General features: G+C 39.5%; 26 protein-coding genes. 12 read left to right on the forward strand and 14 right to left on the reverse strand.

Annotated features, from left to right (window positions below; genetic code table 11):
* Positions 1-48: 48 nt before the first annotated feature.
* Both FH976_RS11375 and FH976_RS11380 read right to left on the reverse strand, forming a co-directional pair.
* Positions 49-237: a hypothetical protein gene (locus tag FH976_RS11375; RefSeq protein ID WP_194090975.1), complete on the reverse strand. Its 189-nt coding sequence runs from the start codon at positions 235-237 to the stop codon at positions 49-51.
* A gap of 235 nt (positions 238-472) precedes the next feature.
* Positions 473-901, reverse strand: coding sequence for an organic hydroperoxide resistance protein (locus FH976_RS11380; RefSeq protein WP_194090976.1), 429 nt, complete (start codon positions 899-901; stop codon positions 473-475).
* Positions 902-1,057: 156 nt separating this feature from the next.
* On the opposite strand from FH976_RS11380, the gene FH976_RS11385 reads away from it, so the two are divergent.
* On the forward strand, positions 1,058-1,489 hold the full coding sequence (locus tag FH976_RS11385) for a MarR family winged helix-turn-helix transcriptional regulator (RefSeq protein WP_194090977.1): 432 nt from the start codon (positions 1,058-1,060) through the stop codon (positions 1,487-1,489).
* Positions 1,490-1,525: 36 nt separating this feature from the next.
* Here FH976_RS11385 and FH976_RS11390 read toward each other — a convergent pair whose 3' ends face one another.
* From FH976_RS11390 to FH976_RS11400, 3 genes are all read right to left on the reverse strand, one after another.
* Positions 1,526-2,356 carry an SDR family oxidoreductase gene (locus tag FH976_RS11390; protein WP_194090978.1) on the reverse strand — a complete coding sequence of 277 codons (831 nt, stop codon included), beginning with the start codon at positions 2,354-2,356 and terminating at the stop codon, positions 1,526-1,528.
* A 96-nt stretch (positions 2,357-2,452) separates the two neighbouring features.
* Positions 2,453-4,030 carry a multicopper oxidase CueO gene (gene cueO, locus FH976_RS11395; RefSeq protein WP_194090979.1) on the reverse strand — a complete coding sequence of 526 codons (1,578 nt, stop codon included), beginning with the start codon at positions 4,028-4,030 and terminating at the stop codon, positions 2,453-2,455.
* 276 nt (positions 4,031-4,306) lie between these two features.
* Positions 4,307-5,560: a mechanosensitive ion channel family protein gene (locus FH976_RS11400; protein WP_194090980.1), complete on the reverse strand. Its 1,254-nt coding sequence runs from the start codon at positions 5,558-5,560 to the stop codon at positions 4,307-4,309.
* Positions 5,561-5,798: 238 nt separating this feature from the next.
* Here FH976_RS11400 and FH976_RS11405 point away from each other — a divergent pair, with 238 nt between their 5' ends.
* The 4 genes from FH976_RS11405 (at position 5,799) to FH976_RS11420 (ending at position 9,200) form a co-directional block, all read left to right on the forward strand.
* Positions 5,799-6,389 (forward strand): hypothetical protein, encoded by a 591-nt coding sequence (locus tag FH976_RS11405; protein WP_194090981.1) that lies wholly within the window; start codon positions 5,799-5,801, stop codon positions 6,387-6,389.
* Positions 6,390-6,592: 203 nt separating this feature from the next.
* The gene (locus FH976_RS11410; RefSeq protein ID WP_194090982.1) at positions 6,593-6,877 is read left to right on the forward strand and encodes a hypothetical protein; all 285 of its coding nucleotides are present in this window, start codon (positions 6,593-6,595) and stop codon (positions 6,875-6,877) included.
* A 32-nt stretch (positions 6,878-6,909) separates the two neighbouring features.
* Entirely contained in the window at positions 6,910-7,935 is a 1,026-nt protein-coding gene (locus FH976_RS11415) for an IS630 family transposase (RefSeq protein WP_194090983.1), read from the forward strand.
* Positions 7,936-8,021: 86 nt separating this feature from the next.
* Complete coding sequence (locus FH976_RS11420) at positions 8,022-9,200, forward strand: EAL domain-containing protein (protein ID WP_194090984.1); 1,179 nt, start codon at positions 8,022-8,024, stop codon at positions 9,198-9,200.
* 119 nt (positions 9,201-9,319) lie between these two features.
* On the opposite strand, the gene FH976_RS11425 is transcribed toward FH976_RS11420, so the two are convergent.
* Positions 9,320-9,613, reverse strand: a complete 294-nt coding sequence (locus FH976_RS11425; protein ID WP_194090985.1) for a putative quinol monooxygenase — start codon at positions 9,611-9,613, stop codon at positions 9,320-9,322.
* 135 nt (positions 9,614-9,748) lie between these two features.
* Here FH976_RS11425 and FH976_RS11430 point away from each other — a divergent pair, with 135 nt between their 5' ends.
* Positions 9,749-10,153 carry a VOC family protein gene (locus FH976_RS11430; protein ID WP_194090986.1) on the forward strand — a complete coding sequence of 135 codons (405 nt, stop codon included), beginning with the start codon at positions 9,749-9,751 and terminating at the stop codon, positions 10,151-10,153.
* 56 nt (positions 10,154-10,209) lie between these two features.
* Here the strand turns inward: FH976_RS11430 and FH976_RS11435 are convergent, their stop codons facing one another.
* Complete coding sequence (locus FH976_RS11435; protein WP_194090987.1) at positions 10,210-10,653, reverse strand: YtoQ family protein; 444 nt, start codon at positions 10,651-10,653, stop codon at positions 10,210-10,212.
* 237 nt (positions 10,654-10,890) lie between these two features.
* Between FH976_RS11435 and FH976_RS11440 the strand changes: the two genes are divergently transcribed.
* Positions 10,891-11,883 carry an LLM class flavin-dependent oxidoreductase gene (locus tag FH976_RS11440; RefSeq protein WP_194090988.1) on the forward strand — a complete coding sequence of 331 codons (993 nt, stop codon included), beginning with the start codon at positions 10,891-10,893 and terminating at the stop codon, positions 11,881-11,883.
* Between the two features lie 119 nt (positions 11,884-12,002).
* Here FH976_RS11440 and FH976_RS16105 read toward each other — a convergent pair whose 3' ends face one another.
* Positions 12,003-12,524, reverse strand: coding sequence for a prepilin-type N-terminal cleavage/methylation domain-containing protein (locus FH976_RS16105; protein WP_194090989.1), 522 nt, complete (start codon positions 12,522-12,524; stop codon positions 12,003-12,005).
* Positions 12,525-12,933: 409 nt separating this feature from the next.
* Here FH976_RS16105 and FH976_RS11450 point away from each other — a divergent pair, with 409 nt between their 5' ends.
* The 4 genes from FH976_RS11450 to vctC all read left to right on the forward strand — a co-directional run bounded on the left by FH976_RS11450 (position 12,934) and on the right by vctC (position 16,742).
* Entirely contained in the window at positions 12,934-13,881 is a 948-nt protein-coding gene (locus FH976_RS11450) for a siderophore ABC transporter substrate-binding protein (protein WP_194090990.1), read from the forward strand.
* A 219-nt stretch (positions 13,882-14,100) separates the two neighbouring features.
* Positions 14,101-15,030 (forward strand): iron chelate uptake ABC transporter permease subunit VctD, encoded by a 930-nt coding sequence (gene vctD / locus FH976_RS11455; protein WP_228767417.1) that lies wholly within the window; start codon positions 14,101-14,103, stop codon positions 15,028-15,030.
* Positions 15,020-15,970, forward strand: coding sequence for an iron chelate uptake ABC transporter family permease subunit (locus tag FH976_RS11460; RefSeq protein ID WP_194090992.1), 951 nt, complete (start codon positions 15,020-15,022; stop codon positions 15,968-15,970). The genes vctD and FH976_RS11460 overlap by 11 nt, the downstream gene beginning before the upstream one ends.
* A gap of 13 nt (positions 15,971-15,983) precedes the next feature.
* Positions 15,984-16,742, forward strand: coding sequence for an iron chelate ABC transporter ATP-binding protein VctC (gene vctC / locus FH976_RS11465; protein WP_194090993.1), 759 nt, complete (start codon positions 15,984-15,986; stop codon positions 16,740-16,742).
* A gap of 47 nt (positions 16,743-16,789) precedes the next feature.
* On the opposite strand, the gene FH976_RS11470 is transcribed toward vctC, so the two are convergent.
* Entirely contained in the window at positions 16,790-17,776 is a 987-nt protein-coding gene (locus tag FH976_RS11470) for a LysR family transcriptional regulator (protein ID WP_194090994.1), read from the reverse strand.
* A 100-nt stretch (positions 17,777-17,876) separates the two neighbouring features.
* Here FH976_RS11470 and FH976_RS11475 point away from each other — a divergent pair, with 100 nt between their 5' ends.
* Positions 17,877-19,871, forward strand: coding sequence for a ligand-gated channel protein (locus FH976_RS11475; RefSeq protein WP_194090995.1), 1,995 nt, complete (start codon positions 17,877-17,879; stop codon positions 19,869-19,871).
* Positions 19,872-20,021: 150 nt separating this feature from the next.
* Here the strand turns inward: FH976_RS11475 and FH976_RS11480 are convergent, their stop codons facing one another.
* The 5 genes from FH976_RS11480 to FH976_RS11500 all read right to left on the reverse strand — a co-directional run bounded on the left by FH976_RS11480 (position 20,022) and on the right by FH976_RS11500 (position 24,698).
* Positions 20,022-20,705 carry a DUF3157 family protein gene (locus FH976_RS11480; RefSeq protein ID WP_194090996.1) on the reverse strand — a complete coding sequence of 228 codons (684 nt, stop codon included), beginning with the start codon at positions 20,703-20,705 and terminating at the stop codon, positions 20,022-20,024.
* Positions 20,706-20,820: 115 nt separating this feature from the next.
* Complete coding sequence (locus tag FH976_RS11485) at positions 20,821-21,177, reverse strand: helix-turn-helix domain-containing protein (RefSeq protein ID WP_194090997.1); 357 nt, start codon at positions 21,175-21,177, stop codon at positions 20,821-20,823.
* 173 nt (positions 21,178-21,350) lie between these two features.
* Positions 21,351-21,827: a DUF1097 domain-containing protein gene (locus tag FH976_RS11490; RefSeq protein ID WP_194090998.1), complete on the reverse strand. Its 477-nt coding sequence runs from the start codon at positions 21,825-21,827 to the stop codon at positions 21,351-21,353.
* 188 nt (positions 21,828-22,015) lie between these two features.
* Positions 22,016-22,891 carry a DMT family transporter gene (locus tag FH976_RS11495; RefSeq protein WP_194090999.1) on the reverse strand — a complete coding sequence of 292 codons (876 nt, stop codon included), beginning with the start codon at positions 22,889-22,891 and terminating at the stop codon, positions 22,016-22,018.
* A 175-nt stretch (positions 22,892-23,066) separates the two neighbouring features.
* Positions 23,067-24,698, reverse strand: a complete 1,632-nt coding sequence (locus FH976_RS11500; RefSeq protein WP_194091000.1) for a diacylglycerol kinase family protein — start codon at positions 24,696-24,698, stop codon at positions 23,067-23,069.
* Positions 24,699-24,934 lie beyond the last annotated feature (236 nt).

Consider the following 24,934-nt stretch of genomic DNA (forward strand, 5'->3'; position numbering starts at 1 on the left):
CTCTCGAATTAATGATAATTTTCACGTTCTAAAATCTGCAACTTCAAGTTAATTGGGTATATAATCTCGACCCGCAACAAAAAGGCTTGCCAATGCAATCAGCGACATCCCACTAGCCCAAAATCCAACACCATTACGCTGATTCTGGACTCGCCAAAGAAAAGTCAGTGCAATAGCCGAACCAATAGAAATGAGGACAATAACAATAAGAAGGGTTCTATTATCAAGCACGAACATGTTTATACCACACACATAATCAATTTAATGTCTTCAAGAATAAGCTTTCAATAAACAAAAGGATGGGCAAATAAAGGTATTCACAGAATAAAAATAGCTCGAGTTTCAACCAAGCTCATCAGTGCGCAGATTATAAAGGCATAAAAAATAATCACAAATAAAAACACCAAGGACAAACGGCTTAAAGCGTTCGTCCTTGGTGTTTTTATTAAGACTTAGATCTTAACTTAAGCGATTAAATTACCGATAGTTCAACCGAAACATTACCGCGCGTTGCGTTTGAATATGGGCAAACTTGATGCGCTTTTTCAACTAATGCTTGGGCTGTGGCTTTATCTAAATCCCCTACCGATATTGCCAATTTCACTGCGATTCCAAAACCGCCTTCAATTGGGCCAATCGACACTTCTGAATCAATGTGTGTATCTTTCGGTAGTGTCACTTTTTCTTGGCCAGCGACTAATTTTAGTGCACCGATAAAGCAGGCTGCGTAACCGGCTGCAAACAATTGCTCAGGGTTCGTACCTTGACCATCATCGCCACCCAAACCCTTTGGTGTTGAAAGTGCAACATCTAAACGACCATCATCTGATTTTGCTGATCCTTCACGACCACCAGTTGCCGTTGCTTTTGCAGTATAAGCGACACTTTGTAATACGTTCATGTTAACTCCTGTTATTGATATCTTGTTTAAAATTATGTAGCCCAATAAAATGGACTCAATTACTTTGCATGCAAAATAGATTAGACCAACAAATTAAAAATTGCAAATAGTTTGCATGCAAATTAAAATAAAGGTATCAATAATCAGAGATCGCACATGAATTACCCACAACTCAAACTTGATAATCAAATCTGTCATCGCTTGTACATGGCTTCTAACAGCATCGTACGTGCATACCGAGAGGCTTTAGGGGATATTAATCTCACTTATCCGCAGTATATTGTGATGATGGCGCTGTGGGAGAAGGACAATATCAGTATTGCAGAATTATTAGAAAAAACCGCTATAGACGGCAGCGCAATGACACAAATGTTGAAAAAGATGACGGATAAGTCGTTATTAATTATAGTCAAAGATCAGCATGATGGACGCAAAAAAATGGTGACATTACTTGCCGAGGGGAAAAAACTGCAACGCCAAGCCGCCGATATCCCTGAAAAAATTCGCTGTCAATTTCCAAGTATCGATCAGCAAGAAGCCACACAATTAATTCAATTGTTAGATAAAATTAATCACGATTTAAGCTAGCCATTACACGGCTTTAAACCGATCGTGTTTATCAGTTTAGCTGCCTTTACCAACAATTTTATCTAACATGCTTGAAGATAAAATTCGGCGCAGATAACCAAAAATATACGTCGCCTTTGTCACATAATATCGTGGTTTTGGTTGCTTGCTGTCTAAGATTTTTTGCAACTGTTTTAATACTGCTTCTGGCCCTAGAGTAAAAGGGGTAGACGATTTTTCGCTTCCCAATCGTGCTAATGTTTTCTGGTAATTATCTCGATGGCGAGATCCTTCAACATCAATATTTTGCTGCACGGCTTTGAATGAATTTGCTCTAAACTGACTGGCAATCGGACCCGGCTCAATTAGGCTCACCGCAAGATTGGTATCCATCAATTCCAAACGCAGCGCATCGGTATAACCTTCCAATGCAAATTTACTGGCGACATACGCACCACGATATTTCATTGCCACCAACCCCAATACAGAGCTGTCTTGCACAATTTTGCCATGCCCTTGTTTTAGCATTAATGGGATCACCGCGCGGGTTAATTCATGCAAGCCAAACAGGTTCGTTTCAAATTGTGCTCGTAGTGCATCGGTCGGCAGATCTTCTATTGCCCCACCTTGACCATAACCTGCGTTGTTAAACAGGACATCAAGCCTGCCACCAGTAATTTGCATTGTTTGTTCTAATGCCGCGTGAACAGAACCTGTATCGGTAACATCTAACTGAATACAATGTAAGCCTAATGCTTTAAGTTCACCCACATCCTCAATTTTTCGACAACTGGCAATCACTTGATAACCAGCCTGATGTAGCTGCTCTGCGCAATAGCGGCCAATCCCACTACTGCAACCTGTTATTAATATTGAAGTTTTTGTCACTAGTTTATGCCCTACTTATATTATAAAAGTATACTCAAAAAATATCCGCCAACCTCAATAAAAACATCACGATACCTTGTCATTCATGTTAATAGATTAAGAGACAGTAAATTGCATCATCATCCCGGTATCTTCATGCTCTAAAATATGACAATGCGCCATATAGGGATAATGTTTATCGGCCAAATGATTAAATTGTACTAAAATCTCAGTTTTTCCTTTGGGTAAGACGGCAATCGTGTCTTTCCAACCAGAAAGATGAGGGGCTGGTCGCTCACCATTCATCGATAACACTTGGAAACGGCATCCATGTATATGAAATGGGTGCAACATCATGTCATTACCTTGGCTGATAACCCAATGTTCTAACTGCCCTTGTTTAACGTCTAAATCTATACGTTGCATGTCAAAGGGTTGACCATTGATGCGATTGATATCTTTTAACTCATCTTTAGTCAGCAGAGTAACATTTTTATCATTCATATGATGTCCATGCGCCATTGCCATTCGCTGAGTCAATGCTGATTTTCTTTTCATCATTAACATCATCGCTTGGGAGTCAAGATTTTCGCCCATCTCCAAAACAATTTCTCTCTTCACTTTAGCGTCTTGAGCTTGGTAACGCTCGATCTCTACCATTTTTTTCGGAAGCTCACCTTTACCTTGAGTCTTTTGAGGGTTAAGAGTCAAAAATGGTACGGTTTGGTTAAACGGAGGCATCATCATACCCATTTGATGCAAAGGTAAAGTCACAAGATCAAAAGGTTTATCACCTTCAATGTTCACAAGGATTTCATAACGCTCACCAGCGACTAAATGTAATTGTTTAAGTGGTACTGGCTTTTCCAGAAAACCAGAGTCTGACGCAATAACATAGAATTCACGTTGATCTGATGTCGCCAATTGATAACTACGAGCATTTGAGCCGTTCAAGAAGCGCAAACGAACCCAGCCTTGAGGCACATCAATCTTTGGATGAATAGCACCATTAATCAATAAAGTATCACCAGCAAAACCCATTGCTACATTAACAATATCCAGTAATTCATAGTCAAATTGACCTTGTGCATCGAATTTTCTGTCTTGGATAATGACCGGAATATCATCAACGCCCCACGTAGATGGCAGATTAAGCTGATCGCTAACCTCATCCTCGATAACAATTAATCCTGCAATGCCCTGCATGACCAACTCTGCGGTTTGTGGTACTTGATGTGGGTGAAACCAGCATGTTGCAGCCGGTTGATTAACGGGTAGTTGAATATTCCAACGCTCATTGGCTTTAATTTTTTGATGTGGACCACCATCGTATTGACCAGCGATATCAAGTCCATGCCAGTGTAAAGTGATGGTTTCATCTAACTGATTATTAACCTGTAAATTAGCAATATCGCCACTACGTACTTTCAACGCTGGGCCTAAAAATGCGCCATTGATACCGGAGGTTTTTGTTTGAGTATTCCCCATAAACTGAGAAAAACCAGATTGTACCGTCAGTTGAGTGATGTGTTCTGAGTTGGTATCCAATAAAGGAGGAATAGGCAATGATGGCTGGTTCTTTAGTGTGCCTGAATTTGAATTTTTTGAAGAAGTCGCCCATGCATAAGGTGTATTGATAGTGGTTAGCGCAACACTTGCGATTGCAGATTTTTTGATAAACTCTCGACGTTCCATATTATCCCCTTGAGGTACAAGTCATTTAATTCATATTGTTTATTTGTAAACAACATCGCTTTTAAACAACATAAAGTATGACCTTGCGGTAAGGTCAACAATATTCAAAGGTATGGAATTGAAAAGAAGGTTAAGCAAGAAGAAGGAGAATAAATAGTATTAAGCACGGCGATGAAACCCTTCAGGCAATTTCTGAACGGTGAGTCGATAGCCGTGAGATAAAAGTGTTTTTTGTCGCCAGTGCAGAATCGATTAAAACACCTCTTTAAAGATCATTTACTTAGAATGCTTACTCTCATTCCAAGAACGGAAATCACTGCCCGTTGGCGCTTGCGCAATCTTTAAATTAAACTCTGGTAGTACCGCATACAAATGATCAAAAATATCAGATTGAATGCCTTCGTACTCAACCCATGCAGTGGTATCCGTAAAACAATAAAGCTCAATCGATATTCCTTCATGAGTGGGCGGTAATTGCCTCACCATTAATGTCATATCCTTACGAATATTTTGATGAGCTAAGAGATAATGTTCGAGATAAGCACGGAAGCTACCAATATTAGTTAAACGACGGCCATTGATAAGATTTGTATCGTCGATATTATTCTGTTGGTTGTAAACAGACACCTCTTCAACTTTCGTTTTAATATAAGTTTCTAAAAAGTGCGTTTTACTCAAACTTAACGTTTCTTCTTTATTAATAAAATGCACACTGGTGGCATCAATCAACACGCTACGCTTTATGCGTCGACCACCAGACTCCGTCATTCCTTTCCAGTTTTTAAACGAATCTGAAATTAGGGCATAAGCGGGAATTGTGGTAATTGTTTTATCCCAGTTTTGGACTTTCACTGTTGTTAAACTGATATCAATAACTGCACCATCTGCACCATATTTAGGCATTTCTAGCCAATCTCCAACGCTAAGCATCTTATTGGCTGAGAGTTGTACCCCAGCAACAAAACCTAAAATCGGATCTTTGAAGACTAACATAAAGACAGCCGTCATTGCCCCAAACCCGCTCAATAGGATTAAGGGAGACTTACCGAATAAAACAGACGCAAATAGGAAAGATGCAACAATAAAAACAATAATTTTTATACTTTGGATAATCCCTCGCACTGGCATGTCACGACCAATTTGAGTGCGATTAAGTGCGGTATCAACAACATTAAGTAAGGAAAATAGAGACAACATGGCAAACCAAATAATCCACAACCCAACGACGGTTAAAATGACGTCGCGAAACGCACTGTCTGCTGAAAGCCATAAATTGGTTTGAATGGCGATCACGATCCCTTGAATCAACAAAGCAATATGGTTAAACAATTTGCCGCGAAATAACACATAGCGCCAAGTTATTTTTGATTTATCTATACGATACTTTATCCAGACTAAGACACCTCGATGAAGCACAATATGGATAACAATCGATATCAGAACAATCAAACCAAGGGCTTCTACAACATTAATAAATCTTGATACTTCAATGTCATAGTGGGTTAGTAAGTCTTTAAAAAACGTCAGCATATAATAGACTTTCCAGAGCTAATCTTAAAAACCTTATGTTATCTGTTATTAGCCAAAATATATACTAAGCATCACATTTGTTAACCTTTTCTTTAACCGTAAAACCATCAAATCCCACTTTAAGTCAAGAAGGGTTTAAGAAGAAATTCCAGCGAAGTTTTTCAACATTAAGAGTCAACAACCTTTTAATAGCATGTAATAATACTCACCATCAATATCTCTAACAAAGCATTCATACATGACCCAAATGACAGCACAACAAGAAGAAGCACTCGCAATATTCAAGTCTAATCTTCATCTTCCTAACGGTGGCTTCCATGCTTTAATTGTTGAATTAGCTTGTGAGTATCAACTTCCTTTTCATACCGTAAAACCTGTGCTGAAAAAAGCTCAGAAAATTATCGAACAGAAAATAAAAAATGACATCAACAATATTACTAATAGCGATCTTACCCAAGATAATTGGCGCTTCCTTATCAAAGGATCATTAGTCGATCTAGCTAAAAATAATCAATCTGTAATGACCTCTCTTAGTCAAAACCAATCTTATATTGATGCCATAAAGGGGCTAGAAAAACCGATAATGAGTGAATCAGAGCGTGAGGAAATCTTAGAAAACCTTGCGTTGGCTTATGAACAACAAATCCATAAACCATTATTAGCAATGCTTTATACCTCAAAACTGTATTGGAGAATGCCGGACGATTTATCTCAAATGACGGAGGAAAAACAGCAAGAATTCAGTCGTTATCCGCAATATATGCAAGCAACCAAACACTTACTTAGCTTGAGTGAAAATGTAATCGAAGAAAATAAAGGTAAAATTTAAGCTACCGCGCCCTTAAAATACTGAAGATAAGCCAGAAGTTAGATGAAAAATTATTAATTATTTCAAGATTGACATAATTTCTATTTATCAGAAAAAAAAATGCGCTACACTTCACTATTCTCACGAGAAATGTTGGAAAATGAATGTGTTACAGACCAAAAATACTCGTGCCGTATACGTTAAGGTAAGTGGGGCTTTTTTATATGGCTGTCTTTCAATCTAGTCCATTTTTACGACTAAAAATCATTCATTGTAGTATTATTTTTATTCTTTTTTTTAGTATTGGCATAGCCACACTGACAATTCAGGCTGTTTATAATTACCGAGCTAACACGCTAGAACGTATGCAACTGTCTATCAATTTACTCGATGGACAAATTGAACGGGCACAGTCTGCGGTAGACCAGATGCTTAATATTGCGACTGAAAATTGCGCTGACTCCCAGCCAAAAATCTTATCTATACCCGTGATCATTGAAGATGCTTGATTTTTGCCTTTAACAGGATCATGCTAACGAACATGAAAATAGAACTATCCAACCAAAAAAAGAAGCAACTTGAGCGAATGCACGACTCATCTCGTGACTGTCGCGTTTGTGACCGCATTAAAGCGGTCTTACTCGCATCTGAAGGTTGGTCAAATTCTATGATTTCGCAAGCTTTGCGAATTCATGAAACCACCGTTACTCGTCATATCAATGATTACTTAGAATCTGAAAAACTCACACCAGAAAATGGTGGTTCTCAGAGTAAGCTCAATGCAATGGAAACGATGGCACTCATTGAACACTTAACTGAGAATACTTATTTTCATACCCATCAAATTGTTGATTATGTTCGGTCTGAATTTCAAGTCACTTATACTGTTGCCGGTATGAATAAATGGCTACATCACAATGGTTTTTCTTATAAGCAACCTAACGGTGTTCCTCATAAGTTTAACCCTGAAGCTCAGGAAGTTTTCATTGAATACTATCGCGAACTAAAACAGCGCGGTGAGCCTATCTTATTCATGGATGCAGTGCATCCAAGTCAGGCCACTAAAATCACTTATGGTTGGATCCGTAAAGGTGAAGATAAAGTGATTGAAACTACAGGTAGCCGTACTCGGCTGAACTATGTGGGAGCGTTAAACTTGACCAATCTTTCAGCCACAGTGGTTGAGAGTTATGACACAATTAACAGTGAAAATATTATTCGTTTCTTCTGGAAACTCAAGAAAGAGCATTATCCGTTAGAGCAAAAAATACACATTATTTTAGATGGTGCCGGCTATCACCGTAGTCAGTTGGTCAAAGATTTTGCGTTGATGCTCAATATTGAACTTCATTATTTGCCTCCTTACAGCCCAAATTTAAATCCTATAGAGCGGCTATGGAAGGTAATGCATGAATATGCTCGAAATAATGTTTATTTCCCCACAAAAGCATCCTTTAAGGATGCCATCGATACATTTTTTGATGTGACTTTACCTGAAGTTGCAAGCTCACTAATGTCTCGAATTAATGATAATTTTCAGGTATTGAAACCTGCAACTTCAGGTTGAATGGGTATATACTGGTCGAAAAGCCAAGCATTCAAACGATTAATATAATTAAAAACGACCAAATAATTTGTTCTTCTTACCCTCAAATGGTAGGTAAAGAAAGTTCTTCTGCACATTTAGTCGGCGTTAATTTGTTCTCTTCCCAATACGCAGCCCCTGGAGAGACGATCATTATAGTGAAAGGCCAGAAAGATCACTTAACCATTATCGCCACCTTACATGGCTTTAACTTTTTAGGCGTTATCAATCTACTTGCAGAAAAAGTCCCTTTTCATATTTATACAAAGCAAGGATGGGTAAACGATAATGGAATACTCACGACCAAGTTAAACCTTGATACTTTGCACCTGCATTCCTCTCGTACGCCTTTATCAATTAGCTCTAATATTAGCTACTCATCCTTTGCAATAGACAACCTTTATGCAAACCCTTTGCTCGTTGTATTGTTAGCACTAGGCGCCTTAATATCCTCTTTTTATTACTTCATTTATCAAGAAAAACGGGTACTAAAAAGTGCCATGAAAAAAGCGATCATACGGCGAGAGTTCACTCCATACGCACAAGCAATCGTTGATCATGATGGTAAAATATCTGGCTGTGAAATCTTAATGCGATGGCAACGCCATACAAAATTGATTTACCCCGATACTTTTATTCCGACAGCGGAAGAAACTGGAATGATCATCCCAATGACATTAGATTTAATCGATGATGTGTATCAACTTTGCAAAAAAAACCATCAATTCTTTACTACTGACTTTGAGTTAAGTATTAATATTTGCCCTAGCCAATTGTCTAAAGAGCATTCCGATAAATTAATTGAACACTGTGAACAGTTTTCAAAAAATCCCGATCTAAAACGAATTAATATTGTGTTAGAAATCACCGAAAGGCAAATCATCAATCATGAGCAAGACACGATTGATGCTATTGAGAAGCTCCATAATATCGGAGTGGGTATTTCAATAGATGATTTTGGAACTGGATATTCAAGCCTTGAAAATATCCGCGATTTCCAAATTGATGGCATCAAAATTGATAAAAGTTTTATTGATGGATTTCCGCATCAAGCATTGAGCGGCGACATTATTGATAATATGCTCGATTTAGCCAATAGACTAAAAGTCCCAGTGACAGCAGAAGGGGTAGAAACACAAACTCAAGCAAATTATTTAATTAAACGTGGTGTAGAACACTTACAAGGCTACTTATACTACAAGCCAGAACCATTCCAATCTTTTCTTCGTAACAAAAAGAATAAATGAGGTTTATACTGAGGCTGCAAGTAAGTGAAACGTCAAGCCATACACTTAGTTGCTCTAAGAATAGCTCTAAGCAAAAGTGACTCACAAAACTGCAGCTTCAGGGTAGATGGGTAGATTCGTTAATTTTTTTCTAACACATCACAACGAATGACAGAAACCGCTTCAACAATATCACCCAAATATTTACGGCTTTCAATATAATGCGGCGCTATTTTATGCTCAGAAAGTGCGCTTTCGTCACTGTAAATTTCATATAAATAAAAGTGATGATCGTTGGTTTGATCATTTAACACATCAAAAACGATACAACCTTCTTCATTTTCGACTGAAGCTTTCGCGTTCTCTTTTATAATCGACAAATATTGTTCACGGCATCCAGCTTTAACTTCATTTTTTACAAAAATACAAAACATACTATTTCCTTCTCTTCGACTATGAATACTACCTATCTTGCCTGAGTTTAATCATCTAAACAAAGTGGTATTTTATTGAAATTTACCTATAATTGTACACAACAAGAAATACAAATAAACTTAATAGGTGGGATAATGAATCGACCGAAGCCATTCAATGGATTAAGACATCTAGCGTTAACCGTACATCCTTTTGAAGAATGTGTGCATTTCTATCATGAAATAATGGGGATGGATATTTTAAGAAAAGCCAACGACAACTTGATTTACCTGAGTTGTGGTAATGATAATTTATCGCTTGGACGAGCACACCATGCTCAAGAAAATCAGAAACAATCACTGGATCATTTCGGATTTATTGTCGATTCAAAACAAGATCTGCAAAATTGGTTCGAATTCCTACAATCTCAAGGTGTCCCTTTACTCGATACACCACATGATCATGGTGATGGAGCACGCAGCTTCCATTGTACTGATCCAGCAGGGAATGTTATACAGCCGCTCTATCATCCCGATATATCAGGGCAAACCTTCCGCTAGCTTTTTAATTTGCACATAAACCCTCTGTTTCCGATGATTTATGTGCAAAAAATAATTTACTTATTAGTTAATAAATATTCTAATATTTCAACTATTTGGTTAGTATTCGTAGCCCATGCCTGTGCACTAGCATCCACTTCTTTTAACGGATGAATGATGTCTTCAGCATGAAAGGTAATATAAGGCTTATCAAGCGCTGCGCAATAGCCAGCATCAAAAGCTGCATTCCATTGTTTATATTTTTCACCAAAACGAATAATCGCCAAATCACATTGCTTAATTTGGTTTTGAATTCGAATCGCATTAATTTTAGCGGACTTATGATCTCGCCAAAATGATTGATCTTCGACACCTAAAGCATCACCTGCCGCATCACTGCTTTCATGATCAGTTACAGCCGAACTGAAAGTAATATCAAGGCCTTTGCTCTCACAACCTTGAATGATCTGTGTACGCCAATCAGTATGAATCTCACCAGACAAATAGACATTCCATGCCATTATTTACACTCCTCAGTATTATTATTCTCATCAACTTATTACCTATAAATTGTACACAATAATTAAATTAATTGCATTTTTAATGCTGCGTTGCAATTGAGTGAGGACATATTATAAGGAATACATACAACGTGATTTAAACGCATCCATCACATTCATTAAAGTCATACCAATTCACTATCGCTTCGAACCCGTTAACTGTATGTTATTAAGATTCATCCTAATATGGGTATTCTTATGTCATCACTTTCATCTATCCCCTTTTCATTATTAGAGCTCGCTCCAATGCGTCCTGATTCAAGCGTAGGGGAAACTCTAAAAAACAGTTTGGAATACGCACAAGCAGCTGAGCAATTAGGTTTTAATCGATTTTGGTTTGCCGAACATCATAATATGGAAGGTATCGCTAGTTCTGCCACCTCAGTATTAATCGGTTATATTGCGGCTAACACTCAACATATTCGAGTTGGCGCTGGCGGTATCATGCTACCCAACCATCCACCTTTAGTGGTAGCGGAACAATTTGGCACTTTAGAAAGTCTTTATCCAAACCGGATCGATTTAGGATTAGGCCGAGCACCTGGCAGCGATCCCACCACCAGCCGAGCTTTAAATCGAGATGAACGCCGCGCCGATCGTTTTCCAGACGAAGTCGCGCAGCTGCAAAATTATCTCGGTCCATACAATAAAAAACGCGCTGTGCGGGCAATTCCGGGTGAAAACACCAACGTGCCGATTTGGTTATTAGGATCGAGTTTATTCAGCGCACAGCTTGCCGCACAACGAGGTTTGCCTTATGTGTTTGCTGGTCATTTCGCACCTCGATTTTTACACGAAGCACTGACTATTTATCGTGACCAATTCCAACCATCCGAAGTGTTAGATAAACCGTATGTAATGCTGGCACTGCCTTTAGTTGCAGCAGACACAGATGAAGAAGCAAAATTTTTAAGTACCACGTCTAAACAAAGAATCTTGGCATTAATTCGCGGTGAAGCATTATGGCTACAACCGCCAATAGACAGTATGGAAGGACTTTGGAGTGAACAAGAAGAAGCGTATGTCGATAACTTTTTGAGCCTCTCGATTATGGGCAGCCCGACCACCATCCAGCATCGCTTGGAAATGTTAGTCAAACAATTGGGTGTCGATGAGTTCATTTTTACTAACGATGTCTACGATCAAGACAAACGCTGCCATGCGTTAGAAATCTTATCCAAACTTAAATAGTTTTCCCCGATCAAAAATATCCGCGAGGCTCGTTTATCTAGCCTCGCAATTGCAGCCGCCAGTACTTCCGCTTTTGCTAAAACGGCAAGGGTTAACTGAAGTGAGAGTATCTAACCACATTAATCGTCAGGATTATTATCTATAATGACCTGCCCATTACGGGAGTCATAATAAATCGAGAGCGTTGGAAGTAAGTTGTATTTATATAAACATTGATCATTTTTAATATAAGTTGCTTGGTAAACCGATTTACTACTATCAGCAGAATTAGACACCGTTGGGGCATCATCAAGTATAGTGTTCCAAACCGCTTCACAGTCACGCCCGTTATTTAATTGTGGGTTTTCTTCATCACGAAAATATTGTTGAACAGGAAATCCATTAGCATTGATATCTAATTGACCAGAAGAATCATTACCAAATATCTGTAAATCGTTAGCGGCTCTTCCACTACTTAATATCATTGCTTTAGAGTGCACCAATTGAATAGCACTTTTAAACGCGGCTCCTGTAGCATTGTTTTTAGCCACATGAGCATCAGTTGTAATATTCAAAAATTTAGGAGCGGTAGTCACAGCTAATACTCCAAGAATGACAATAACAACGACCAATTCAATAATAGTAAAACCACTTATTTTCATAAACAACCCTAGCAGTACTTATCCAAAAACTGGCAACTCAACCATTATAACTAAGTTATTACGCATTCACTAAGTTATGAGTCACATGTTATATCTCTTTGTAATATTTAGCAGATAAACGTGGCTTTTTTGCGTAATCCGATAGAACTAAATGTATAAATGACGATCAAGAAAAACGCTGCCATGCATTAGAAATCTCATCTAAACTTAAATAGTTCGCCCTCCCCCTAAAAAATCTCCGCGAGGCTTGTTGATCTAGCCTCGTAATGACCACCTCGTCAGTCTATTTCTCTATTTTCATGATTTCTATCAATCTTTTTCTATCTTTACATTTGAAAGATTGATTTGTTCATCAAAAACAATATAGTAATCGCAACAATAACAATTCTCATTACTATGTGGAGAAATCATGAAACGTCCAACGCTTATGACGCTGCTTTCCGTGCTCGCAATCACAGCCGCCAGTACTTCAGCTTTTGCTAAAACAATCACACTTGAACATTTAATGGGTAAAACCACGCTTGAAACCGAACCACAACGTGTGGTTGTCATTGGTATAGGTGCAATTGATGCGGTTGATGCCTTAGGAATAAAACCAGTCGCGGTATCCAAAATAGCGGCGTTTCCTGATTATTTATCTCAATACGGCAGCAAAGATTACCCATCAGTCGGTACTATTTTCGAACCTGATTTTGAAGCCATTTATAGTCAAAAACCGGATTTAATCATTGTTGGTTCGCGCAGTTCTAAACATTTTGATGAACTTTCTAAAATTGCGCCGACTTATGTTTTTACTGTTCCAAATGGCACCGATTATTGGCAAGGCACGCAAAAAATTTGGCATGACCTTGGCACTATTTTTGATAAAGACCAACTCGTGAACGAAAAAATCACCGCCTATAATCAACGTTTTAATAAAATTAAAGCTTATAACCAAAGCCATGATGTAGATGCATTAATGTTAATGAGCTCTGGTGGCAATATCACTTCTTTTGGAGAAGGCTCTCGTTTTGCTGTGCTTTATCAAGATTTTGGATTTAAACCAACGATGGCAATCGCGCCTGAAAAAGCCAACAAATCGGGTCGTACTGGTGGGCATGGTAATCTGGTTTCTTACGAGTTAGTCGCGCAAGAAAACCCATCAACCCTATTGATCCTTGATCGCGATAAACTGGTTAACAAAGAAAAAAGTACGACTCGCCAAGACTTCGAAAACGATTTAGTCAAATCGACTGATGCTTATAAAAACCAACGTATGGTGTATCTCGATATTCCGGCTTGGTATGTAGCGGGTTCAGGCATCACCGCAACTGGCACGATGATCCAAGATATCGAAGCGTTAACCAAAACTAATTAATGCCATTGAACCATCATAAAAATGGCTAACCGATTGAAGCTACAGCAATTACGCTGTGGCTTTTCATCGTTCAGGCTGAACAACATAAAATCATACCCAACATAATGAAAATCCTCACTTTCATTCAGCATGGGTTTAGAGGTTGATTTGACTCGATTACTCACAAAACATCACTTACAAAAAAGTGATTGGCTAATACATAGTTTACAAAAACATAGCCTGTTTATTACGTTAATCTTACTGAGCTTAGCATCACTCTTTATCGGCGTAGGCGATGTCTCACTTACAACCTTAATGCAGGGTGATGCCACCACTTGGCAACTTTTTATGACCAGCAGGATCCCTCGCTTATTCGCTATTTTACTGGCCGGTGGTGGCTTGAGTATTGCAGGCTTAATTATGCAGCAGATTAGCCAAAACCGATTCGCCGCGCCTTCAACTTCCGGCACCATAGAGTGTGCCATGCTTGGCTTTGTGTTGAGCTTAGTGATTTTTGGCAATGGTGAACAGCTGTGGTTGATCTTCTCCACTGCCATGTTTGGCACTTGGTGTTTTGTGCAATTAATTCAACGGATTCAATTTAAGAATGTCGTTTTTGTACCACTAATAGGTATTATTTTTGGCAATATTGTGTCTTCTATGGCGATGTTTATTGCCTACAAATACGATGCGGTGCAAAACCTTTCAGGCTGGACTGTTGCCAATTTTGCCAACATTTTAGCCGGTAATTATGAGCTGCTTTATATTGCACTGCCGGTGATGATTATCAGTTTTCTCTACGCCGCTCGTATCTCCGCTGTTGGTATGGGTAAAGACTTTGCAGTGAATTTAGGCTTGAATTATCAACACGTTTTAACACTTGGGGTCGCATTGGTGTCGATCATGTCCGCCTCGGTGGTGATGATTGTCGGACAACTGCCCTTTCTTGGCTTAATTGTCCCTAATCTTGTCAATCGATTCTATGGTGACAACCTACGAAAAAATATCCCTCGTACCGCCATGCTAGGTGGCATTCTAGTGCTGCTCTGTGATTTGGCGGGTCGGTTAATCATCTTCCCATACGAGGTCCCTATTTCGATGGTGATCAGCTTATTAGGCGGTGGTGTGTTTATTTTTCTGATTTTAAAAGGAATGAAGCGTGACGGATAAAACCAAGATCCTGATGATGGTCACTCTCTCATTACTGTTTGCAGGCTTATTTATTGGTTATGGTTTAACCGCCGATAATTATGAATATTTCTTGTCTCGTCGGATCCCAAAAGTAGCCGCCATAATCATTGGTGGCTTTGCAATTGGAATGTCGTCATTTTGCTTCCAAACCATCACCAACAATCGCATTTTAACTCCGAGTATTATGGGCTTTGATTCTTTGTACTTATTAGTGCAAGTGTTAGTCGTTGCTCTATTTGGTAGTTTTAGTATTTTCATTATGAATGCCTTTGTGAATTTCACTGTTTCCGTACTGTTCATGTTGGCATTTTCGTTGTTGTTATTTGTGCTGTACTTTCGTTATTCATCCAGCAATATTATTTCATTGTTACTGCTGGGTGTGATCTTCGGACAATTGTTTCAAAGCCTCTCCTCTTTTTTCATAATGATGATGGATCCCGATGAATTCGCCACAGTACAAGCCAATATGTTTGCCAGTTTTAATAACATCCATACTGATTTAGTCTATTGGACTATTCCCATATTAGTTGTCGTCACCATTTATCTATTTCGATTACACCGCACCTTAGATGTGTATTTACTCGATCAAGATAATGCCACCAGCTTAGGGGTTGATATTAAGCGCACCACCCGAACAGTACTGCTGTTATCTTCTGTGTTAATCGCGATTTCAACAGCACTAATTGGCCCAATCATGTTCTTTGGCCTTTTAATCACCAACTTAACCCGTGAGTGGTTTCGCTCATATCAGCACCGATATTTATTGATTGGCTGTTCGCTGATGTCGGTGTGTACGCTACTTAGTGGACAATGGTTGGTAGAAAAAGCGTTCGGATTTGAAACGACCTTGAGCGTCATCATCAATTTCGTCGGCGGCCTTTATTTCTTAACCTTACTCCTGCGTAATAAAGTAACTTAATGGTGTATTCACAATGATTGAACTGAAAAATTTAACCAAAAAATTTGGTCAACAGTTAGTGGTTGAGCAAGCCAGTGCCCAATTCCAGAAAGGCCAAGTGACGGCAATTATTGGCCCTAATGGCGCGGGGAAAAGTACCTTATTATCGATGGCAGGACGATTACTTAATCGCGATGAAGGCGAAGTATGGATTGATGGGCAAGAATTAGTTGATTGGGATACCAAAGCGCTGGCGAAACGTTTATCGGTTCTACGCCAAGCTAATGGACTTACACTGCGTTTTACCGTACGTGAATTGATATCTTTTGGACGTTTTCCTTATTGCCAAGGAAATTTAACCGCTGACGATAATCACATCATCGATCAAGCCATTTCTTATTTGGATCTCACGACAATTGAGCATAAATATTTGGATGAACTCAGCGGTGGTCAACGTCAATTGGCTTTTATCGCCATGGTAATCGCGCAAGATACTGATTATGTATTTTTAGATGAACCGTTGAATAATCTCGATATTAAGCATTCATTACAGATCATGGCCACCATTAAGGGATTGGCGCACGAGCTCAATAAAGCAGTGGTGATCGTGATCCATGATATTAATTTTGCTTCTTGCTACGCTGATACCATTATTGCGCTCAAAAAAGGCAAGATTGTCGCTAAAGGTCAAGTTGAGCAAGTGATTGATGCCAAAGTGCTGGGAGAAATATACGAAACGCCGTTTAATGTGATTGAAGTAGATAACAAGCGCGTATGCCTGTATTACGCTTAACATCAAAAGCGAGTGAGCTCACTTCATCAATCTGAAGCGATCTCACTCTATCTTGTTGTTAATCCATTCAATATTTGTTGGTAGCTCGGCAGCGGTGTCACTTTATTAAAATCCGAACTTGGCTTCCACTCCATTGGAACGTTCTGTTGCAGTATTTCAAGTAAACGCTGAACTCGTAATGGCAAAACCCCCACCGCGCAATAGCATACAATTAACATAGGTTTCCCTTGCCATTGCGGTAAACATTCTTGGATTTGCCCTGGATGAGCGTTGCCATATTTTTTTGCAGTCCATTTAGGCAAAAGACCTACGCCTAAACCTTGAGCTATTGAATCAATTTGCAGCGGCAAACTATCACTGATTAAGCGGCAGGTTCTGGGGATCACATCATAACTTTCCGAACCTTTATTCAATGTAATTTTATTATCCAATGTGGATTCAGATGGCACCCACGCATGTTGAGTCAATTGCCATGGATGCTCAAGAACAGTAAATCGTTTTAAGTAACTTGGCGCAGCGTAAATACCGTATTGCCACTCACCCAACACTAACTTGTGCCACGATCCAGTCAACGCCAACTCCCCAACACTGAGAATTAAATCGGGTGGTTGAGAACAATGGTCTTCCCGTTGTTCAGATTGTAAGTGAATGCTTACTTCTTCATTATCGTTCAAAAAATCATTGAGTTGTGAGCCTAGCCAACTCCGAATAAGGCTAGGGGAACACATCAGTTTGATATCTCCAGCCACTGTTTGATTAAGAGCCTGTAGCGCATTTTTACTTTCTTCAGCTAAATACAAAAATTGTAAGCAATAGTTGGCAAACACTTCTCCGGCTCGAGTAATGACTAATTTGTTGCCTTTTTTAATAAATAATGTCTGACCTAAATCATCTTCTAACTGAGCTAAACGTCGACTAACTGTAGATTTTGGCTGATTTAATGATAATGCGGCAGCGGTCACGCTATGGTGCTGACACAATGCATTAAATGCCTTGATGCTATGTAAGTCATTCATTTCTAATTCAAATCCCATTTTTGGAACGCTCTGTTCCGCTTATTTAGCTAGTCAATCATTCAAATATATGAATAATTGCAAATGATTTTAAGAATTATTATCATTCAAGGAAATGGAAATGTCTACTTCGACTTACCGTCTTTCATTTTTGACGGGTTCATTACTCATCGCGTTCTCTGGTGCTAGTTTTGCCGAAGAGCAAACTGCGATAGATCAGAGCACGACCAAAAAAACCAATTCACAAGCTGCAAGTTTAGAAACCATGGTGGTTACCGCCTCAGGTCATGCGCAATCAGAGATAACTGCACCTGCCAGTATTAGCGTAGTGACCAGAGAGCAACTCGAAAACCGATATTATCGAGATGTCACCGATGCTTTGCGTAGTGTACCGGGTGTCACCATCACGGGTGGCGGTGATACTACTGACATCAGTATTCGTGGCATGGGCTCGGCTTATACTTTGATTTTAGTGGATGGAAAACGCCAGTCTTCGCGTGAAACTCGCCCTAACAGTGATGGACCAGGTATCGAACAAGGATGGCTACCTCCAATTGAAGCAATTGAGCGTATTGAAGTTATCCGTGGCCCGATGTCTACATTATATGGTTCGGATGCGATTGGCGGGGTTATTAACGTCATTACACGTAAAGATGCCAAACAATGGACAGGGAATGTTCAACTTGGTACCACCATCCAAGAAAACCGTGACTCTGGTGACGAACGGACTGCTAATTTCTTTGTAACGGGCCCATTAAGTGACAATTTAGCATTACAACTTAACGGTCAAACCGTGGTCCGTGATGAGGATAAAATCCCTAATGGTTACGAGAATAAAGAGCTAAACAGCGTTAACTCTAAGCTGATTTATAGCATTAATGATGACCATCAAATATCACTGGAAGCCGGGATATCAGAGCAGTCCCGAGCGGGTAAAGTGGGTCAGTCGGTTCCAATACTAGATCGTAAAGGAAAACCCAATATTGATAGCCTCAACGAATATAGCCGTAAAAATTATGCCTTAACCTACGACGGTAATTGGGGCATTATCGGGCAATCGAACACCTATCTTCAATATGAAAACTCTGACAACACTTCACGTAAAATTGATAGCCAAAATACCGTATTTAAATCCAGCTTGGTCACCCCTATTGCTTCGCATACTTTAACGTCTGGTTTCGAATATCAATATTCACACCTTGTTGATGATAGTACTAATACAGCATCCGATCTCAACACCCTCAGCAATAACCGTTACGCTTTCTTCCTAGAAGATCAATGGGATATTGTAGACAGCTTTAGTTTAACCGTAGGTGCACGTGTAGACGATGATGAAAATTATGGCACTCATATTAGTCCACGCGCATACGGAGTATGGAGCTTAGCCTCAAACTTAGTATTAAAAGGTGGGGTCTCCACGGGTTATCGAGCTCCATCATTAAGAGAAACATCTGAAGGCTGGGCGCAAATAAGTGGGGGTGGGGATATCTACGGTAACCCTGATTTGAAACCGGAAACCTCCGTTAATACCGAGATCAGCTTAAACTACCAATCTGATTTTGGCTTAAGCTCAAGCTTAACGTTATTTAACAACGATTTTAAAGATAAGATCACCCGCGTAGCTTGCCCAACCTGTGGACCAGTTAATCGTTTTGGTAGCGACGCAACTCAAAAAATAAACGTTGATGAAGCGACGACTCGAGGCGTAGAAGCCACTCTTGGTTTACCTTTAGGAGATGATTGGTTCTTCAATGCCAGTTACACCTTCAATGACTCTGAGCAAAAAAGTGGTGCTTACAAAGGTCAGCCTTTAGTGCAACTGCCTAAGCACCTCTTTAGCGGTGACTTATCATGGCAAGCAACGCAAGATATGGAAGCTTGGACCAAAGTGACTTACCACGGTGAAGAAATGAACCCAACCACAGGGCCCTCATCAAGTAGCCTAATCGCTCCTGATTATACTTTTGTTGATATGGGTGTGAGTTATCATTTAACCACCAACGTTTCAGTTAATGCGGCTATTTACAATATCCTAGATAAAGACGTCAGTTACGATGACTATGGATATGTTGAAGATGGACGCCGTTATTGGGTTGGCATGAACGTAGGATTTTAAAAATACCTCTGACAAATTAGCTCTAATGAAATCGTAATGTCTTCATTTAGAGTTGATTAGAAAGTTAAAAAACCTGCCATAAAAAGCAGGTTTTTTAATGTCATCTAATAATAAAATATTGGTTTGAATTAACGTCAGCTTTACTCGATATTACCAAGTGTCTAGTTCGGTAATTTTTAAAATGAGCAGCTGTTTTTTCCATTGTTTTTTATCAATACCTTCCACCCAAATAACTTTTGATTGGCGCTTGTCACCTTTACGTAAATAAGTTTCTGGCATTCGCTTGATGGCCTGCCAAATAGGTAATTCTTGCTGGTTTAACTTAACGCCTTGGTCATTATAAAAATGAGCATCAACCAATACCCTTACCATACTGTCACTATTTGAGCTTTCTAGGGTGAAGATTAATCCTAGTTTATCGCCATCCCACTTGGCTTGTGCCAAAGACACCGCAATGCCATTCTTTGCTGTTTTACCCAGTAACTCGGTCGAGGTCATCGCCTTAGTCGTCAATGTTTCAGTTACCGCGAGAGTAGGGCGATTTTCTGTGGCAACAGTAACGTTGCTCTTTGACCCTGTCGTAGCAGTAACACCCTTGGTCATTGCAGCAGTCTGGGTTAACTCGGCTTGTTTTGAAACTTCTGGCATCGCGGTGATCTTAGCGGGCACCTTTTGAGTCAGAACATACTCCCAAGTAAAATCATCATTTAGCACAACTTGAGTACCATTTTCTAAAGTAAACGTACCCACTTGCGTCGTGGCTGCCATGATAGATACCGGCATGAATAATAAGCCGACTATAAACGGTACAATAACTCGTATTGGCTTTAACATAAGAAAAATAGGTCCAGTAAATTAAAGCGACATCAATATTGTTTAAGATGTATCAATGGCGCAAAGCGATTCATTTAACTCGGATTTTAAGGGCGATAATATTTGATATCAAGTATTAACCAACCGCATTCACTTGGCTGCAATAATCAATAATAACTTGATTGCCTTCTACTTGAACGCGCTGAATATCACCATCAATGATGATACGATTTTGCAAATACACCAGTTGCGGGGCTTGGCCAGATTGAAACTTTAAAGAGGGAACCACGTTATGAGGCTCAAGCTCAAGCACTTGGCAAAATTTAGCAATAAAACCTAATGTTAATGGCGCTTTCGCTCGTAATAAATTGGAAAATTCAACAACGCTGATCCCAACTTTTTTAGACATATCCATTTGAGTGAGGTGACGCTTCGCTTTATGTGACATCCAGACTTGATATAACGCCTCTCTATCATTTTCAGTAAACTCCATTATTACTCCATTTTTCGGTAAGATTTCGACTACCGACAAAATGACAAATTAGAGTGAATACCATGTCATTCAAACGTCAGATTTTGTTCAAAGCACTTACAAACTAAGGCAAGTGAACAAAAATGTAGCTTGTGCACAGTCCGACTAAAAAATCTTGAATAAAAATAGAGACCTTAACGGGTCTGTGTTGCGACTAACTTTGTTTGAGTTCTTGCCTGTAACCATAACCCACTTGCTTTCATTAAATAGCCAAAGACCCCACCAATCATTAAAGAAGGCAAGACTAACTGCCAATCACCACCTGCGGCAAACGTGGCACAGGCACCAATAAAGGTGCCTGGAATAAAATTCAGCCAATATTGTTTCGCTTGAATACACATAAAAAAGGACACGAGTCCCGTCAATATATAACCGACAATCTCGCTACCAAACCATTGTGAACCATGAATAATAATCAATGCCCACAGTACGCCAGCAATATTTGTCGCTAAACTCACACCAAGCCCTTTCAAGCCTTGTAGCGGGGATGCAAAATAACTAGTGCACCCCAAAAAACCCGCCCAAGCAAGTAAACCTAACGAGATCGCCACCCAGCCCCACACGCCAGAAAGTAAACCGGTAGTTAATGAAATAGCGAATAGTGTCGACATAAAAACCTCATATAGATAGAAGTCTTAAGAAAGATATCGATCTAGATTGAATAGAAGCTGAATACTAAAGAGACCAAGATAGAAAAGAAAAGATCTGAATCACATAAATAATGAAAGGAAATCGGGTATTACATAGAAATGATAACGCAAGCGATTAACTTAAACCACTTGCGCTGAATATGGCAATGTTAATGAAGCTTACGCCGCTCCCACTGAGTTATAAATACAATCGATGCCATCATGATCGCCGCGCCAAACCATAAATTACCCGTTGGGATCCAACCAAACACTAGCCAACCTAAAAACACATTAAATGGCAATTTTGCTAAATCGAAAGGCTGAACAAAAGAAGCATCAGCAACAGCGTAAGCTTTAACAATTGCCCATTGCGCTAACGCGGTCATAACGCCTGCACCAATCAACAACAGCCATACACTCCAGCCCGTTGGCGTTGACCATTCTGGTAATGCAAGAAAGAGATTAAATGGTGTTAGCAACACCAAAAGATACACCACCATCGTCGATGGAGAATCATTCACCGACATTTTTTTGACCATTAGTGAATAACAAGCCCAGAAAAAAGCGGCGCCAACAGGCAGTAATGTTGCCCAGCTAAACCCATCAGACCAAGGCTCTAGAATGATCATCGCGCCCAAAAAACCGGCTAAAGTCGCAATCCAACGCGCCCAGCCAACCTTCTCTTTTAATATCAAGCCGGAGCCTACGGTTGCAAATAAAGGTGACGTCATCAACAGTGCAATACCTTGCCAAATCGGCACAGGATAAGCCAATGCCCAAAACCAAAGTTGGATACCAATTACAGATAAAAACACCCGAAAAGCATGCCAGCCAAAATGTCTGGTATACAAAGACTTTCGGATACCCAAGGTTTTTAAATACGGCAGAATCGCCACCAGTGCAATCGCATATTGGAGCAAAGCAACGGTTGTGGATGACAATGAAAAAGTAATACTGATGTATTGCGCAATACTATTGACTATTGCAAAAGATAAACCTGCAATCAGCATCCAAGAAGCGCCGAGAGCAGGAGAGTGATTAGACATCGTTAGACATATCTCATAAAAAGGGAATACAAAAATGGTTTGAATCATAAATCGGTAACATTTTAATTACTATCGAAATCCCATCTTTATGATCGTTATACAACCCCATTAATTGCTCACTAAAAAGCAAATATCGGTATTTCCACTCCTTATCAATGCCCTATTCTATCTTCTACTATTGATTATTAAACCACGTTGGCACCATCACATTAAGCGATCTTGGCTGAACTCGAATCGTCAGTTTATCGGTTTCATACAACTCGCCGTCAATAACGTATTTAAACTTTTCCTCACTTGAAACGAGGATCTGTTTCGCTTGTTTATGTACAAATCCCATTGGCTCAGAAGTTGGTAACAAGCCTGATAATGCAAGCTCTGATAATGATAATAAGCGACCAGTGACGCTTTCATGGCTTGGCATATAGGTGATATCCATAATGCCATCTTGTAGATCGGGCTCCCCGCCACCTTGAGCGAGTAAGGTAGTAAATGGAGCAGCATTAGCAATCACTAAGCTGCTAACTTCTAGCTCTGTTGCCTCACCATCATCCAATTTTAGCGTAATCGTAATGGTATGATTATTGGATATCGCGCCCCACAACCCTTTTAAATAGGCGATTTGGCCATCATTATTTTTTTCTTCTCGTTCGGCGTATTCAATCATTTGCTGCTCAAAACCAATTCCAGCCACCAGCAACATTAAATCTTGGTTGCAAAGGGCTGTATCAATTTGTGTAATCTCGCCATTTAAAATCGCGCCACAAGCCGTTTCAATCGGGATGATTTTATTCTCAATACCATAAAGCACATGACACAAAGCATTAGCAGTACCAAGAGGGAGAATACCCAATACAATATCGGTATGAATAATTTGGCTTGCCACTTCTGTCACGGTGCCATCGCCGCCGCCCGCGATGATCATGTGAGCATTCGCCTGGATCGCTTCTTTAGTCAGATCGGTTGCCGAAATATCGGGTGTGGTTTCTCTTAGTTCTACTTTATATTTCTCTTTGATCTTCTCTAATATTTCGTCTTTAAATCGCTCCCACTTCCCACCACCAGAAACAGGATTGACGATCACCCACACGGTTTGTTCGGAAACCAATGCCTTTTCTTTATAAAGTTCTTGTAACATACCCATTTGCTCCTTATTAAGGTTAGCGGTGCTACGGATAGATTGAATTTTCTTCATCACATCAACGATATTCATCTGCGGGTAACGACGCAATAAATAAGCGGCTAACACGAAGACAGAGCGCCCACGACCAAGCGCACAATGCACCACCACTTTTTTAGAATCCGCCAATTGAACATCAATCCAATCTAAGGCTTTTAATAACTGCCGTTTTGACGGGACTTTATGATCAAGCACTGGTAAGTTGAAATACTGAAACTCTCGCTTCGCTTTACTGCTTTCTAAACCATGAAACTCAGCAGTCATATCTAAAATACTGCCGATACCTTGTGCCTTTAACTCTTCTAAATCTTTGGTAAATAAACGCCGCGCAAGATACAACTGAGGATCAATCCGTTGGATCGGTGCCACTGAATCATGATGACGTGCCCAATAATTATAATAATGAGCCCCAATTAAGAAAGGCGCCAAAATAAGTTGGATACCATTTGGGATCACGCCATTGGGTTTTTTACGGAATAGATGAGGGAAATTACATAAATAAGCGATACTGACAACCGACAATGATAACGCAACCCAAGCCAATGGAATCGATAGCCAAAAGTTAGGACAAAGCAGCGCCAGAAGATAAAAAAACAGACTTCCTGCGATATAGTATTTAGTAACAAACATTCATTTTCCTTTTTCAGAATGATCATTTATTCAAGACAAACAACCTATTAACACTACAACATATTTATCCATTAACATCCAATAAGTGCATTATTTCCATTCAGTTATTATCCATTCAACACAATAAAAAAAATTTGTCGAAACCATAAATTTATTCTGATTTACTATTTAAATTTTCAATTTATCATCGCTTTGTTCTTCGCAAGAAAGTACCAACCACCGCACTCAAGTTACTG

Source organism: Vibrio hibernica, assembly GCF_015223435.1.
GTDB classification, from domain to species: domain Bacteria; phylum Pseudomonadota; class Gammaproteobacteria; order Enterobacterales; family Vibrionaceae; genus Vibrio; species Vibrio hibernica.

Excerpts from the sequence above, each read along its gene's own strand:
- FH976_RS11375 (WP_194090975.1), bottom strand. The coding sequence starts at position 237 with ATGTTCGTGCTTGATAATAGAACCCTTCTTATTGTTATTGTCCTCATT.
- FH976_RS11380 (WP_194090976.1), bottom strand. The coding sequence starts at position 901 with ATGAACGTATTACAAAGTGTCGCTTATACTGCAAAAGCAACGGCAACT.
- FH976_RS11385 (WP_194090977.1), top strand. The coding sequence starts at position 1,058 with ATGAATTACCCACAACTCAAACTTGATAATCAAATCTGTCATCGCTTG.
- cueO (WP_194090979.1), bottom strand. The coding sequence starts at position 4,030 with ATGGAACGTCGAGAGTTTATCAAAAAATCTGCAATCGCAAGTGTTGCG.
- FH976_RS11400 (WP_194090980.1), bottom strand. The coding sequence starts at position 5,560 with ATGCTGACGTTTTTTAAAGACTTACTAACCCACTATGACATTGAAGTA.
- FH976_RS11405 (WP_194090981.1), top strand. The coding sequence starts at position 5,799 with ATGACCCAAATGACAGCACAACAAGAAGAAGCACTCGCAATATTCAAG.
- FH976_RS11410 (WP_194090982.1), top strand. The coding sequence starts at position 6,593 with ATGGCTGTCTTTCAATCTAGTCCATTTTTACGACTAAAAATCATTCAT.
- FH976_RS11415 (WP_194090983.1), top strand. The coding sequence starts at position 6,910 with ATGAAAATAGAACTATCCAACCAAAAAAAGAAGCAACTTGAGCGAATG.
- FH976_RS11420 (WP_194090984.1), top strand. The coding sequence starts at position 8,022 with ATGGTAGGTAAAGAAAGTTCTTCTGCACATTTAGTCGGCGTTAATTTG.
- FH976_RS11425 (WP_194090985.1), bottom strand. The coding sequence starts at position 9,613 with ATGTTTTGTATTTTTGTAAAAAATGAAGTTAAAGCTGGATGCCGTGAA.
- FH976_RS11430 (WP_194090986.1), top strand. The coding sequence starts at position 9,749 with ATGAATCGACCGAAGCCATTCAATGGATTAAGACATCTAGCGTTAACC.
- FH976_RS11435 (WP_194090987.1), bottom strand. The coding sequence starts at position 10,653 with ATGGCATGGAATGTCTATTTGTCTGGTGAGATTCATACTGATTGGCGT.
- FH976_RS11440 (WP_194090988.1), top strand. The coding sequence starts at position 10,891 with ATGTCATCACTTTCATCTATCCCCTTTTCATTATTAGAGCTCGCTCCA.
- FH976_RS16105 (WP_194090989.1), bottom strand. The coding sequence starts at position 12,524 with ATGAAAATAAGTGGTTTTACTATTATTGAATTGGTCGTTGTTATTGTC.
- FH976_RS11450 (WP_194090990.1), top strand. The coding sequence starts at position 12,934 with ATGAAACGTCCAACGCTTATGACGCTGCTTTCCGTGCTCGCAATCACA.
- vctC (WP_194090993.1), top strand. The coding sequence starts at position 15,984 with ATGATTGAACTGAAAAATTTAACCAAAAAATTTGGTCAACAGTTAGTG.
- FH976_RS11470 (WP_194090994.1), bottom strand. The coding sequence starts at position 17,776 with ATGGGATTTGAATTAGAAATGAATGACTTACATAGCATCAAGGCATTT.
- FH976_RS11475 (WP_194090995.1), top strand. The coding sequence starts at position 17,877 with ATGTCTACTTCGACTTACCGTCTTTCATTTTTGACGGGTTCATTACTC.
- FH976_RS11480 (WP_194090996.1), bottom strand. The coding sequence starts at position 20,705 with ATGTTAAAGCCAATACGAGTTATTGTACCGTTTATAGTCGGCTTATTA.
- FH976_RS11485 (WP_194090997.1), bottom strand. The coding sequence starts at position 21,177 with ATGGAGTTTACTGAAAATGATAGAGAGGCGTTATATCAAGTCTGGATG.
- FH976_RS11490 (WP_194090998.1), bottom strand. The coding sequence starts at position 21,827 with ATGTCGACACTATTCGCTATTTCATTAACTACCGGTTTACTTTCTGGC.
- FH976_RS11495 (WP_194090999.1), bottom strand. The coding sequence starts at position 22,891 with ATGTCTAATCACTCTCCTGCTCTCGGCGCTTCTTGGATGCTGATTGCA.
- FH976_RS11500 (WP_194091000.1), bottom strand. The coding sequence starts at position 24,698 with ATGTTTGTTACTAAATACTATATCGCAGGAAGTCTGTTTTTTTATCTT.